The sequence below is a fragment of the Streptomyces sp. PA03-3a genome (genome assembly GCF_033792735.1).
In the GTDB taxonomy this organism is placed as follows: domain Bacteria; phylum Actinomycetota; class Actinomycetes; order Streptomycetales; family Streptomycetaceae; genus Actinacidiphila.
In genome coordinates, this window is sequence record NZ_JARAVM010000012.1 from 62,492 (window position 1) to 75,722 (window position 13,231).

General features: G+C 72.5%; 12 protein-coding genes and 3 tRNA genes. 9 read left to right on the forward strand and 6 right to left on the reverse strand.

Translation table 11 applies throughout. The features are described 5' to 3' along the window. Positions 1-185: 185 nt before the first annotated feature. The 4 genes from PV342_RS16650 to PV342_RS16665 form a co-directional block, all read right to left on the reverse strand. Positions 186-258, reverse strand: a tRNA-Gly gene (locus tag PV342_RS16650). Positions 259-660: 402 nt separating this feature from the next. Continuing rightward, positions 661-733: transfer RNA gene (locus PV342_RS16655), tRNA-Gly, on the reverse strand. Between the two features lie 45 nt (positions 734-778). Beyond that, positions 779-850 (reverse strand) — tRNA-Gly (locus PV342_RS16660). Positions 851-991: 141 nt separating this feature from the next. After that, positions 992-1,309, reverse strand: coding sequence for a histone-like nucleoid-structuring protein Lsr2 (locus tag PV342_RS16665; RefSeq protein WP_018558392.1), 318 nt, complete (start codon positions 1,307-1,309; stop codon positions 992-994). A gap of 261 nt (positions 1,310-1,570) precedes the next feature. Here PV342_RS16665 and purS point away from each other — a divergent pair, with 261 nt between their 5' ends. The 9 genes from purS to purM all read left to right on the forward strand — a co-directional run bounded on the left by purS (position 1,571) and on the right by purM (position 11,214). Further along, complete coding sequence (gene purS, locus PV342_RS16670) at positions 1,571-1,816, forward strand: phosphoribosylformylglycinamidine synthase subunit PurS (protein WP_026250862.1); 246 nt, start codon at positions 1,571-1,573, stop codon at positions 1,814-1,816. Further along, positions 1,813-2,496, forward strand: a complete 684-nt coding sequence (gene purQ / locus PV342_RS16675) for a phosphoribosylformylglycinamidine synthase subunit PurQ (RefSeq protein ID WP_089222638.1) — start codon at positions 1,813-1,815, stop codon at positions 2,494-2,496. The genes purS and purQ overlap by 4 nt, the downstream gene beginning before the upstream one ends. Next, positions 2,493-4,742 (forward strand): phosphoribosylformylglycinamidine synthase subunit PurL, encoded by a 2,250-nt coding sequence (purL, locus tag PV342_RS16680; RefSeq protein ID WP_018558395.1) that lies wholly within the window; start codon positions 2,493-2,495, stop codon positions 4,740-4,742. The genes purQ and purL overlap by 4 nt, the downstream gene beginning before the upstream one ends. A 97-nt stretch (positions 4,743-4,839) precedes the next feature. Then, positions 4,840-5,682 carry a hypothetical protein gene (locus PV342_RS16685; protein WP_500317664.1) on the forward strand — a complete coding sequence of 281 codons (843 nt, stop codon included), beginning with the start codon at positions 4,840-4,842 and terminating at the stop codon, positions 5,680-5,682. A 55-nt stretch (positions 5,683-5,737) separates the two neighbouring features. Beyond that, entirely contained in the window at positions 5,738-5,941 is a 204-nt protein-coding gene (locus PV342_RS16690; protein ID WP_400805279.1) for a DUF4177 domain-containing protein, read from the forward strand. A gap of 45 nt (positions 5,942-5,986) precedes the next feature. Next, positions 5,987-6,784, forward strand: a complete 798-nt coding sequence (locus PV342_RS16695) for a maleylpyruvate isomerase family mycothiol-dependent enzyme (protein ID WP_500317666.1) — start codon at positions 5,987-5,989, stop codon at positions 6,782-6,784. Between the two features lie 30 nt (positions 6,785-6,814). Continuing rightward, positions 6,815-8,494 carry a hypothetical protein gene (locus PV342_RS16700; RefSeq protein WP_500317668.1) on the forward strand — a complete coding sequence of 560 codons (1,680 nt, stop codon included), beginning with the start codon at positions 6,815-6,817 and terminating at the stop codon, positions 8,492-8,494. Between the two features lie 106 nt (positions 8,495-8,600). Then, positions 8,601-10,118 carry an amidophosphoribosyltransferase gene (gene purF, locus PV342_RS16705; RefSeq protein ID WP_329186985.1) on the forward strand — a complete coding sequence of 506 codons (1,518 nt, stop codon included), beginning with the start codon at positions 8,601-8,603 and terminating at the stop codon, positions 10,116-10,118. A 28-nt stretch (positions 10,119-10,146) separates the two neighbouring features. Next, a complete protein-coding gene (gene purM, locus PV342_RS16710) occupies positions 10,147-11,214 on the forward strand; it encodes a phosphoribosylformylglycinamidine cyclo-ligase (RefSeq protein WP_018558401.1) in 1,068 nt (355 codons plus the stop codon). 79 nt (positions 11,215-11,293) lie between these two features. On the opposite strand, the gene PV342_RS16715 is transcribed toward purM, so the two are convergent. Together PV342_RS16715 and PV342_RS16720 are read right to left on the reverse strand one after the other, a co-directional pair. Then, a complete protein-coding gene (locus tag PV342_RS16715; RefSeq protein ID WP_234018540.1) occupies positions 11,294-11,662 on the reverse strand; it encodes a DUF3073 domain-containing protein in 369 nt (122 codons plus the stop codon). A 326-nt stretch (positions 11,663-11,988) separates the two neighbouring features. Continuing rightward, a complete protein-coding gene (locus tag PV342_RS16720) occupies positions 11,989-13,095 on the reverse strand; it encodes a Leu/Phe/Val dehydrogenase (RefSeq protein ID WP_089222632.1) in 1,107 nt (368 codons plus the stop codon). Positions 13,096-13,231: the final 136 nt, after the last annotated feature.

The following is a 13,231-nucleotide window of genomic DNA, read 5'->3' on the forward strand; positions in this document are numbered from 1 at the left end:
CGTGCCCGCCGCTTCTCTCCGGGCGGCGGGCGGGCGGGCGGCGGGTGTGTGCCGGCGTGCGGCGGGTGTGGCCGGGACGCCACGGGCACGCGGTCCGCGTGCGGTGTCCGCGCCGGACGCCGAACGGCCCAGCCGTCCCAGGAACACCGAAGGCCCCGGTCGTCACGACCGGGGCCTTCCTGCTGAGCGGACGACGAGGCTCGAACTCGCGACCTCAACCTTGGCAAGGTTGCGCTCTACCAACTGAGCTACGTCCGCCTGCTCCGCGCGTTCCCGTGCGGTGCGTCATCCACTATAGCCAACGCGCGGGGCCTTGGGCACACACCCCGGCACGGCGGGTTGCCCGCGTCGTGTCCCGCAGTGCCGCGACGGGCGCACCGCGCGGGCGAGGGCCCCTTCGAGGGCCTGCGGGCGCCCGCGGCCGTGTTCGCCGGCGGACGCCAACTCCGGTCCCACGACGGGCCGCAGGGCGGCCCACGGCACGCTCGGGAGCCCGGTGCGCGGCCGGCCCCGGAGCGGGCAGGGACGCCGCGTCGCGGCGATAACCGCCCGCCGGAGGGGAGTTCGGGTGTCCGCGCTGTGGGAACCGTCACACCGCCGCCACGGCCGGGAAAACGAAGAGGACCCCGGTCGATGATTCGACCGGGGTCCTCTTTCAAGAGCGGACGACGAGATTCGAACTCGCGACCCTCACCTTGGCAAGGTGATGCTCTACCAACTGAGCCACGTCCGCACGGCGACTACTGTACCCGATCCTCAGGATCGGTCGAGCAATCAGAGCGGGTGACAGGGATCGCACACTGCGCCTTCCCCCTGGAAGGGGGATGTTCTACTACTGAACTACACCCGCGTGGCCCGGGAGCCTGGCCTTTCGGCCCGCCCTCGGCGTGCTCCAGACTCTAGCGGATCAACAGGGGTCGCTGTCCAATCGCTTCTTCCGGGTGATTCCCGCGGCGCCTCCGCCTTGCGGTCCGGGGCGCCGCCCGGAGGGTCATCCGGCCTCGGCGTACGCCTCGTAGAGCTTCTTGGGGATGCGGCCGCGCGGCGGCACGTCGAAGCCCCGGGAGAGCGCCCAGGCGCGTACGGCGGCCGGGTCGGGGGCGAGCGAGGTGTGCTTGAAGGCCTTGCCGAGCCGGCTGCGGCGGCGTCCCGCCTCGACGTAGGGCGCGAGGGCCTCGCGGAGCTTGTCGGCGTTGCCGGCGGACAGGTCGATCTCGTACGACTTGCCGTCGAGGCCGAAAGAGACCGTTTCCGCCGCTTCACCGCCGTCGAGGTCGTCGGAGAGCGTGACCACTACGCGCTGCGCCATGGATGCCGGTCCTTTCAATGGAGAAGGCCTGGGGCCTGCGTTTGCCCCGTTGTTGTATCGAAGCCTCAGGGCCGGGGTCAATGCTTTTCCATTTACCGGTCCGCTCTTTTTCGCCGCAACCGCTCGGCCAATTCCTCCGGGCGTCCCGGAGGCAATCCGGCCGACGGATATACCGTGACCATCCTGGAATATCTACCCGCGTAGATTTTTCGGCGGGGTACGGTGGGGACATCTCACCGCAGCACACCACCGGGAGTGACCGTGGCACGCGTCGTAGTCGACGTCATGCTCAAGCCGGAGATCCTCGACCCCCAGGGCCAGGCGGTGCAGCGCGCGCTGCCGCGTCTTGGGTTCGAGGGAATCGCCGACGTCCGCCAGGGCAAGCGTTTTGAGCTCGAACTGGAGGGGCCGGTCGACGACGCCGCCCTCGCCCGTATCCGCAAGATGGCCGAGACCTTCCTCGCCAACACCGTGATCGAGGACTTCACCGTGAAGGTGGAGTCGTGACCGCACGTATCGGTGTCGTCACCTTCCCCGGGACGCTCGACGACCGGGACACCCAGCGCGCGGTCCGCGTCGCCGGCGCCGAACCGGTGCCGCTGTGGCACCGTGACAAGGATCTCCACCAGGTGGACGCCGTCGTCCTGCCCGGTGGATTCAGTTACGGCGACTATCTCCGGGCCGGGGCGATTTCCCGCTTCTCGCCCGTGATGGAGTCGATCATCGCCGGTGCCAAGGACGGCCTTCCCGTCCTCGGTATCTGCAACGGCTTCCAGGTGCTCACCGAGACGCATCTGCTGCCGGGCGCGATGCTGCGCAACAATCACCTGCACTTCATCTGCAGGGACCAGAAGCTGCGCGTCGAGAACAACTCGACCTCCTGGACCGCCGATTACGAGCAGGGCCAGGAGATCAGCATCCCGCTGAAGAACATCGACGGCCGCTACGTCGCCGACGAGCGCGTCCTCGACGAGCTGGAGGCGGAGGGCCGTGTGGTGTTCCGCTACGCGGACTGGAACCCCAATGGCTCGCTCCGGGACATCGCCGGCATCACCAACGCCGCGGGCAATGTCGTGGGCCTCATGCCGCATCCCGAGCACGCCGTCGAGTCGCTGATCGGGACCGGCCGCACCGACGGCCTCGGATTCTTCACCTCGATCCTCAAGAAGCTGGTTCACGCGTCATGACACTCGATTCCGTGAAGCACGCCACCGAGACTCCGGACACCGAGCAGCCGTGGTCCGAGCTCGGTCTGAAGCAGGACGAGTACGACCGCATCCGGGAGATCCTCGGCCGCCGCCCCACCGGTGCCGAGCTCGCCATGTACTCCGTCATGTGGTCCGAGCACTGCTCGTACAAGAGCAGCAAGATCCACCTGCGCCAGTTCGGCGAGAAGGCCCCCGCCAACGACGCCCTGCTGGTCGGTATCGGTGAGAACGCCGGTGTCGTGGACGTCGGCCAGGGCTACGCGGTCACCTTCAAGGTCGAGTCGCACAACCACCCCTCGTACATCGAGCCCTACCAGGGCGCGGCCACCGGCGTCGGCGGCATCGTCCGCGACATCCTCGCCATGGGCGCCCGCCCGGTCGCCGTCATGGACCCGCTGCGCTTCGGCGCGCCGGACCACCCCGACACCAAGCGCGTCCTGCCGGGCGTCGTCGCGGGCGTCGGCGGCTACGGCAACTGCCTGGGCCTGCCCAACATCGGCGGCGAGGTCGTCTTCGACGCCTGCTACCAGGGCAACCCGCTGGTCAACGCCCTGTGCGTCGGTGTGATGAAGCACGAGGACATCCACTTGGCCAAGGCCTCCGGGGCCGGCAACAAGGTCATCCTCTACGGCGCCCGCACCGGCGGCGACGGCATCGGCGGCGTCTCCGTGCTCGCGTCCGAGACCTTCTCCGACACCGGCCCGACCAAGCGCCCCGCCGTCCAGGTCGGCGACCCCTTCCAGGAGAAGCTGCTCATCGAGTGCACCCTGGAGATCTTCAAGGAGAAGCTGGTCGCCGGCATCCAGGACCTCGGCGGCGCCGGCCTGTCCTGCGCCACCTCCGAGCTGGCCTCGGCCGGCTCCGGCGGCATGCGGGTCGAGCTGGACACCGTGCCGCTGCGCGACGCGACGCTCTCGCCGGAGGAGATCCTCATGAGCGAGTCGCAGGAGCGCATGTGCGCCATCGTCGAGCCGCGGTACGTCGACCGCTTCCTGGAGATCTGCGAGAAGTGGGACGTGATCGCCACCGTCATCGGTGAGGTCACCGACGGCGACCGGCTGGAGATCTTCTGGCACGGCGAGCAGATCGTCGACGTCCCGCCGCGCACCGTCGCCCACGAGGGCCCGGTGTACGAGCGCCCCTACGCCCGCCCCGCGTGGCAGGACGCGCTCCAGGCCGACGACGCCAACAAGCTGCCGCGCCCGGCATCCGCCGAGGAGCTGCGGGCCCAGGTCCTGACCATGGTCGCCCACCCCAACCAGGCGTCGAAGTCGTGGATCACCGACCAGTACGACCGCTTCGTACAGGGCAACACCGTGCTGGCCCAGCCGGAGGACTCCGGCATGATCCGCATCGACGAGGACACCAACCTCGGCGTCGCGGTCGCCACCGACGGCAATGGCCGCTACGCCAAGCTCGACCCGTACACCGGGGCGCAGCTGGCGCTGGCGGAGGCGTACCGCAACGTCGCCACCTCCGGCGCCAAGCCGCTGGCGGTCTCGGACTGCCTCAACTTCGGCTCGCCCGAGGACCCGGCCGCGATGTGGCAGTTCGCCGAGGCCTGCCGCGGCCTCGCCGACGGCTGCCTGGAGCTGGGCACGCCGGTCACCGGCGGCAACGTCTCGCTCTACAACCAGACCGGTGACGTCGCCATCCACCCGACGCCCGTCGTGGCGGTGCTCGGCGTGATCGACGACGTCACGCGCCGCACCCCGGTCGCCTTCAAGGACCAGGGCCAGCTGCTCTACCTGCTGGGCGACACCAAGGAGGAGCTGGGCGGCTCCGCCTGGTCCCAGGCGGTCCACGACCACCTCGGCGGACTGCCGCCGGCGGTGGACCTGGAGCGCGAGAAGCTGCTCGGCGAGATCCTCATCTCGGCCTCCCGCGACGGCATGGTCGACGCGGCGCACGACCTGTCGGACGGCGGGCTCGTCCAGGCCGTCGTCGAGTCCTGCCTGCGCGGCGGCAACGGCGCGCGGCTGGTCGTGCCGGACGGCCTCGACCCGTTCGTGTTCCTCTTCTCGGAGTCGGCGGGCCGGGCGGTCGTCTCGGTGCCGCGCAGCGAGGAGCTCCGCTTCACCGACATGTGCGGTGCGCGCGGTCTGCCCGCGACGCGGATCGGTGTCGTCGACGGTGACGCGGTCGAGCTGCAGGGCGAGTTCAGCATCGGCCTGGACGAGCTCCGCACGGCTCACGAGGACACGATCCCGGCCCTCCTGGCCTGATCCGTCCGCCCTCCGCACGCGCCCCCGTGCCGCCCGGCGCGGGGGCGCGTTGCCGGGGCCCTGACCGCGCGGCGGTGCTTGGCCTCATACTCCAGGCGTGAGCGAGCGCGATACCCCCGGCGAACTGCCCCGGTGGCGCAGCCGTGACGCCATGCGCTGGACGGCGTGCCGCCCCGCCGCGTGGGCCCGCCCGCGCTGGGGTGCCCTGGCGCTCGTGGCGGCCGCCGCAGCCGCCGCCGTGGCGGCCCCGGAGACCTTCGGGGCGGCGCACTACGGGCTGGCGGCCGTCCAGTTGTACTGGCTCCGCAGACTGCCGGGACTCACCCTCGTGACGGCCCCGGTGCTCGCCGCACTCCTGGTCTGGCGGGTCGAACCGCAGGCCGCGGTCCCCGCCGTCGCCGCGCTGCTGCTGTGCTGGTGCGGGGCCCGGCACCGTACGGCGGTCCACCGCCGGCAGCGGCTGCTCGCCGCCAACGCCGCCCGGGGCGTACGGCTTCCGCTCCCCGAGCCCCTCCCGGCGCTGCGCCGCGGTCTTGCCACCATCGCCCTCGGCTCGCTGCTGTGCGCGGCCGCCGTTCCGACGCCGACCCGCCTGGCGGCGCCGGCGGGCGGTGCCCTGCTCGCGGTGGGCGTCGTGGCCCGGGTGCGGGCGGGCGCCCTGCGGCGCGGCGCCCATCCGGTGCTGCGCGTGCTCACCCGGGAGGACGAGGACGGCCGTACGTGGGTGTTCGCGGCCGACGACCACGCGGGCCGCAGGGCGCTGTTCTCCTGCCCGGTGGACCCCGAACCCGAGCCGCCGTCCGGGTTCCGCGGCGACGCGCTGCGGACCTCCCTGCTGTTCGGGACACCGTACGAGGGCGCCGAACTGGTGCTGCTCTCCGCCGACTCCGAGGACGGCACCCTCGTCGACCGGGCGGCGGGACCGGTCCGGCCCGCGTAACCCGGCGGTACTACTGTGCGTTCCGCAACCACCGGTACGACAAAGGGTGTCAACGATGCACGAGTACAAGGTCGTCAGCTTCCGCGAGTCGCTGGTAGGCGACGCCATCGACGACGACAAGCTGGAGAAGACGCTCAACAAGCACGCCGAGGACGGCTGGCAGCTGAAGGCGATCACCTCGGCCGACGTCAAGGGCCGCATCGGCCCGGGCGCCGTGCAGGGGCTGCTGCTCACCTTCGAGCGCCCGCGCCAGGCCTGATCGCCGGGTCGGGGTGCGGGCCGGGCCGGCGCGTAGGCTGCGGGCATGCCGCCCGCCGCCCGCAAGGCCCGCACCTACGACCCCGCCAGGACCCGTGCCGCGCTCACCGCGCAGGTCGGCCACGTCGTGGGCGCGGCCCGCGGACTGACGGAGGATCGGCTGACCGCGCCCTCCGGGCTGCCGGGGTGGGACGTGCGCGCGCTGGTCGTGCACGTCGCCCGGCAGGTGGAGGCCGTCGCCCGGGTGGTGGCCGCGCCCGCCCCGGCGAAAGCGGACCTCGACCTCGCCACGTGGGCCCGCTCGGCGGCGTGCTCCGCCGGCCCGCCGGCCGACGGCACCCGGGAGGCCGCCACGGAGGGCGCGGACGCCGCCGCCCGGCTGGAGGAGGCCGCCCAGGGGCTCGCCGGGGTACTCGACGAAGCGGTGGCGCCCGAGCGACTGGTGGCCGTCCCGCCCGGCGCGATGCGGTCCACGGACTTCCTGGTGACCCGGCTCTTCGAACTGGTCGTCCACAGCGACGACCTCGCCCGGGCGACCGGTGTGCCCGTCCCGCTGGAACGGCAGGCCGTCGCCGCCGTCGTACGGCTCCTGGCGGACACCCTCGCCGTCGCGGTGCCCGGCAACTCCGTCGAGGTCCGCGTCCCGCCGTACGCGGCCGTGCAGTGCGTGCCCGGGCCCCGCCACACCCGGGGCACCCCGCCCAACGTCGTCGAGACGGACCCGCTGACCTGGATCCGCCTCGCCACCGGCCGTACGTCCTGGGCCGAGGCCCTCGCCTCGGCGGCGGTCTCCGCGAGCGGCGAGCGGGCCGACCTGGCCCCGTACCTCCCCCTGCGGGGCTGAGGCGGACCCAGGCGCCCCCATAATGCGCCGGTGACCTCGACGACCGCACCGGCCGGCATGCCGGCCCGCCCATGGCTCGCCGCCGACGCCCGGCGCTGGGCCGCCGCGCGCCTGCCCGGGTGGGCACGGCCGGTCTGGGCCGCAGCGACGCTGGTGGTGGCGGTGCTCGCGGCGGTCGTCCCCGTCGGGTGGGACCCGGTGTGCACGGTGGCGGCGCCCTGCGGACCGATGTGGCTGTACGCGATCGGCGCGATCGGCTTCTTCGTCCACGTGGCATGGCTGTTCCTGCTGCCCGAGGCGGCGCTGCTGTCCGCGCCCCTGCTGCTGTTCTGGATGGCCGATCCTGCCTTCCGGGCCGACGGCGGGGCCGGACGGGCCGCGGACGCGGCGGTGGTGGCCGCGCTGTGCTGGGGCTGGGCCGCGGCCTTCGTACGGCTGCGGGTGCGCCGCCGGCAGCGCGCGCTGGCCCTGGAGGCCGCGGGAGAGGTGCTGCTCCCGGTACCGGAGCGGGCCGCGCCGGTGCGGCGGGGCGTGGTCCGGATCGCCGCAGGTCTGGCGGGCCTGGTGGTCGCGGCGGTGACCGCCGGCATCGCGGTGTCCGGTGACCGGGCGGACCGGGCGCACGCGGCCGCGGCCGCCCGCGTGGAGGCGGTCGTCGTCGCCAACGGCGCCGAGGACCACGTCGTCACCCGCTTCGGCGACGGCACCCGGCACCGCGTCGGGGTGAGGTGGCCGGAGGACCACGAGCGAGGCTCCGGGCTGCCCGTACTCGTCGACGGGGAATGGCGGCGCTTCGCCGCGGAGCCCTACGAGGACCGCGCGGGGCTGCAGCTGCTGACGCTCACGGCGGGCGGCGCCGGTGCCACGCTGCTGCTGTCGGGGGCGGTCGCCGCGTTCCGGGTCCGGTCGCTGCGCCGTCGGCCCGCACCCGCGCTCCGGGTGCTGTGCGGCCGCGAGGACGGTCGCACCGTGATCCGCCCGGTGGACGGCGCCGCGGGTCCGCCGGTCCTGACGTACCGCGCGGCCGGGCCCGGCGCGTGGGCCCGCGGCGAGTGCGTGCTCTTCGGCCTGCCGGCCGAGGGGGTGGAACTGGTGCTGGTGGGCGCCACGGCCTCCGGCGACGTGCTGTTCGCCACGACGGACTCACCGGCGCGGCGGTGGACGGAGCCGGCCCCCGACAACGAGCCGCAGGGGCCCGGCGAGCACCGCCGGGAGGCGGAGGCACGGGTCGCCGAGGCGGCGGCCGCCATGAAGCCCGCCACCGCCCCCGTCGGCTGGCACGGCGGTGCGGCCGGCCGCACCCTGGGCGCGCTGCTCCTGGTGGGCGTCCTCGTCTTCCAGGTGGGCTCCAACGCGGCCTCCGCGTTCTCCGGCGAGGACTGGTGGCGCTCGGCGCTGTCGGTCCTGGGCAGCCTGTGGCTCGTCGAGAAGGCGGCGTCCATGATCACCTGGCGGATCACCGCCGGTCCCGACGGCCTCGCGGTCCGCCGGTACCTGCGTACCCGGTACGTCCCGTGGGCCGACGTGACCCGGGTCGTCCGCACCCCGGACGGCCGGCTGGTCGTGCGCCGCGTGAGGGGCCTTGAGGACCTCTCGCTGGGGGCCGTCGCCTTCCCGTGGTGGGAGCGGAGGCGGCGCCGCCCGTCCCCCGCGACACGCGCCGCGGCCGAGCTGACGGCCATGGTCCGCGACCCCGGACTGCGTCCCTAGACCAAGGTCACATGCCCAAGTGCCCCATGGGTTTACGCGCATAGAACGCGCTTTTGTCGGGTTCCCCCGTTCGGACGACACCGGAACCTGCCCTAGACTCGGTGCCGTGCCACGTGGTGACGGACGACTCAACCACGACCTGCTCCCCGGCGAGAAGGGCCCCCAGGACGCTTGCGGCGTCTTCGGTGTCTGGGCCCCCGGCGAAGAGGTCGCCAAACTCACCTACTTCGGGCTGTACGCCCTGCAGCACCGCGGACAGGAGTCCGCGGGCATCGCAGTGAGCAACGGCTCCCAGATCCTGGTCTTCAAGGACATGGGCCTTGTGTCCCAGGTCTTCGACGAGACCTCCCTCGGCTCCTTGCAGGGCCACATCGCGGTCGGGCATGCCCGTTACTCGACCACCGGCGCGTCGGTCTGGGAGAACGCCCAGCCCACCTTCCGCGCCACGGCCAGCGGCTCCATCGCGCTCGGCCACAACGGGAACCTCGTCAACACCGTCGAGCTGGCCGAGATGGTCGCCGCGCTGCCCCAGGGCAACGGCCGGGCGACCAGGGTCGCGGCGACCAACGACACCGACCTGGTGACGGCGCTGCTCGCCGGGCAGGTGGACGAGGACGGCAAGCCGCTGTCCGTCGAGGACGCCGCCCGCAAGGTGCTGCCCGACGTCCAGGGCGCCTTCAGCCTGGTCTTCATGGACGAGCACACGCTCTACGCCGCCCGCGACCCGCAGGGCATCCGCCCGCTGGTGCTGGGCCGGCTGGAGCGCGGCTGGGTCGTCGCCTCGGAGACCGCCGCGCTGGACATCGTGGGCGCGAGCTTCATCCGCGAGATCGAGCCGGGCGAGCTGATCGCCATCGACGAGAACGGGCTGCGCGCCTCCCGCTTCGCCGACGCCCGCCCCAAGGGCTGCGTCTTCGAGTACGTGTACCTCGCCCGCCCCGACACCGACATCGCGGGCCGCAACGTCTACCTCTCCCGGGTCGAGATGGGCCGCCGGCTGGCCAAGGAGGCCCCGGTCGAGGCCGATCTGGTGATACCGACCCCGGAGTCCGGCACGCCGGCCGCGGTCGGCTACGCCGAGGAGAGCGGCATCCCGTACGGCTCGGGCCTGGTGAAGAACTCGTACGTGGGCCGCACCTTCATCCAGCCCTCGCAGACCATCCGGCAGCTGGGCATCCGCCTGAAGCTGAACCCGCTCAAGGAGGTCATCCGGGGCAAGCGCCTGGTGGTCGTGGACGACTCGATCGTCCGCGGCAACACGCAGCGCGCGCTGGTCCGGATGCTCCGCGAGGCCGGGGCCGCGGAGGTCCACATCCGGATCTCCTCGCCGCCGATCAAGTGGCCGTGCTTCTTCGGCATCGACTTCGCCACCCGCGCGGAGCTGATCGCTAACGGTCTGTCGGTCGACGAGATCTGCAAGTCCCTGGACGCGGACTCGCTGTCGTACATCTCGATCGACGCGATGGTCGAGGCGACCACGATCGCCAAGCCCAACCTCTGCCGGGCCTGCTTCGACGGCGAGTACCCGATGGAGCTGCCGGACCCCGAGCTGCTCGGCAAGCACCTTCTGGAGACCGAGCTGGCCGGCGGCCCCGACGCGGCCGACGCGCTCCGTCGCCCGTAAGCATTCGACGCAAGGACACAACACAGCCATGTCCGAGAACACCGGTGCCAGCTACGCCGCGGCGGGAGTCGACATCGAGGCGGGCGACCGCGCGGTCGAGCTGATGAAGGAATGGGTGGGCAAGGCCACCCGCCCGGAGGTCGTGGGCGGTCTCGGCGGCTTCGCCGGGCTCTTCGACGCCTCCGCGCTCAAGCGCTACGAGCGGCCCCTGCTGGCCTCCGCCACCGACGGCGTGGGCACCAAGGTCGACGTCGCCCGGCGCATGGGCGTCTACGACACCATCGGCCACGACCTCGTCGGCATGGTCGTCGACGACCTGGTCGTCTGCGGCGCCGAGCCGCTCTTCATGACCGACTACATCTGCGTCGGCAAGGTCTTCCCGGACCGGGTCGCGGCCATCGTCAAGGGCATCGCCGAGGGCTGTGTGCTCGCCGGCTGCGCCCTGGTCGGCGGCGAGACGGCCGAGCACCCGGGCCTGCTGGGCGAGGACGAGTTCGACGTCGCCGGCGCCGGTACGGGCGTGGTCGAGGCCGACCGGCTGCTGGGCGCGGATCGCATCCGTAAGGGTGACGTCGTGATCGCCATGGCGTCCTCCGGTCTTCACTCCAACGGGTACTCGCTCGTCCGGCACGTGCTCTTCGACCGGGCCGGCTGGGCGCTGGACCGGGACGTGCCGGAGTTCGGCCGCACCCTCGGCGAGGAGCTGCTGGAGCCGACCCGCATCTACTCGCTGGACTGCCTGGCGCTGACCCGTACGACCGAGGTGCACGGCTTCTCGCACATCACCGGCGGCGGTCTGGCCAACAACCTGGCCCGGGTCGTCCCGGACCACCTGCACGCCACGGTGGACCGTTCGACGTGGACGCCGGGCGCGGTGTTCGGCACGGTCGGCGAGCTCGGCGGCGTGGAGCGGCTGGAACTGGAGAAGACCCTGAACATGGGCGTCGGCATGGTCGCCGTGGTGCCCGAGGGCTCGGTGGACGTGGCGCTGACGACGCTGGCCGACCGTGGCCTCGACGCCTGGGTGGCCGGCGGGATCGTGGAGCGCGGCGAGCACGCCGAGGCCGTCGAGCTGACCGGGGACTACGCGGGCTGACGGGTCTGAGCAGCACAAAGCCCGGTCCGGACGGTGCCCGGACCGGGTCAGTGGTCAAGCTGGAACGGAATGTGCTGCGTCAAGCGCGACGGCGTTGTGATGAGGACTGGGACTCGTCGTCCTCGTCGTCGTCCTCGTCGTCGCCGTAGAGATCCGCGTACCGTGCGTACGGGTCGTCTTCCAGCTCGTCGTCATCGTCGTCTTCCTGTACCTCCGGATTGACCGGCAGTGTCGACGATGCGCCCAGCTCTTCGGCCAGACGTGAAAGGTCCGTACCGCCGCTGTTGTACTTCAGCTGGCGGGCGACCTTCGTCTGCTTGGCCTTGGCCCGGCCGCGCCCCATTGGCTCGACCCCCTCAACGGTGGGGCTCGACGGCCCCGAGTCTTGACACGCGTTCACGATGTGGAACGGGCCCTCGGGTGAGAGTCCCGGTCCGTAGGACTTCAACGGTACCTGCTTCCGAGGCCGCACGGTACGTCGCCCGCACGACGCGCGTCGGAGCAGGAGCCGTCGATGGCCCCGTCCTGGCTGGTCAGTCGCGATTTTACCTTCTTCCGCCGCGGTCTGGCTGCCGGGGCGTGGTAACGGTCGGATGTCCGGCCCGCCGTCCTCGTCGCCGAGGCCCGCCCGGAGCCGCCCCGACACGCGAGGACGCGCGCACACCGTACGTCGGGAGCGCCCCGCGGGTGTCCGCTTTGTGATGTAAGACACGCCCCTTCACACGCGGACGGGGGCGTGCCGGAGGGGCCGCGGACGTGCCGCGGCCCCGTGGGTCACGGGCGCAGCCAGCTCTCCGCCGGGGTGCGCTCGGCCATGCGCTGCTCGGCCAGCCGGTCGGCGGCGGCGGCCGGCGGGATGCCGTCGGCGGCGGCGCGCTCGAAGATGGCGAGCGTGGTGTCGAAGATCTTCGTCGCCTTGGCGCGGGCCCGGTCGAAGTCGAAGCCGTGCAGCTCGTCCGCCACCTGGATCACGCCGCCGGCGTTCACGACGTAGTCGGGCGCGTACAGGATGCCGCGGTCGGCCAGGTCCTTCTCGACACCCGGGTGGGCGAGTTGGTTGTTGGCCGCGCCGCAGACGATCGAGGCGGTGAGGGCGGGCACCGAGTCGTCGTTCAGGGCGCCGCCGAGCGCGCAGGGCGCGTACACGTCCAGCGGCGTGCGGACCAGGACGTCAGCGTCGGAGACGGCGGTTACCCCCGGGTGACGGGAGATGATCCGGTCGACGGCCTCGCCCCGAACATCGGTGATCACCACCTCGGCGCCGTCCTTGAGCAGGTGCTCCACCAGGTGGTGGCCGACCTTGCCGACGCCCGCCACGCCCACCCTGCGGCCGCGCAGCGTGGGGTCGCCCCACTTGGCCTGGGCGGAGGCCCGCATGCCCTGGAAGACGCCCCAGGCGGTCAGCACGGAGGAGTCGCCGGCGCCGCCGTTCTCGGGCGAGCGGCCGGTGGTCCACTGCGGGGCGGTGCGGGAGACCACGTCCATGTCGGCCACGTAGGTGCCGACGTCGCAGGCCGTGACGTAGCGGCCGCCGAGCGAGGCGACGAAGCGGCCGTAGGCCAGCAGCAGCTCCTCGGACTTGTCCATGTCGGGGTCGCCGATGATGACGGCCTTGCCGCCGCCGAGGTCGAGGCCGGCGAGGGCGTTCTTGTACGACATGCCGCGGGCGAGGTTGAGCGCGTCCTCGACCGCCGCCTCGTCGGAGGAGTACGCGTGGAAGCGGGTGCCGCCGAGGGCCGGGCCCAGGGCGGTGGAGTGGATCGCGATGACGGCCTTGAGGCCACTGGCGCGGTCCTGGCACAAGACGACCTGCTCGTGACCGCCCTGCTCCGATCGGAACAGCGTGGAGACGATGCCGGGTGTCTGACGTACGTCGGTCACTGTGGTGACTCCCGAATGTCCAGAGGTCGCCCTCCGGGTGGGTGGGGGAGGGCCGGTCGGCAGAAGACTAGAACCACCCGGCCCTGAACATCTTCCCAGTGTCGTGGATCACTCCCCGTGCCGGAAGCGACGTGGG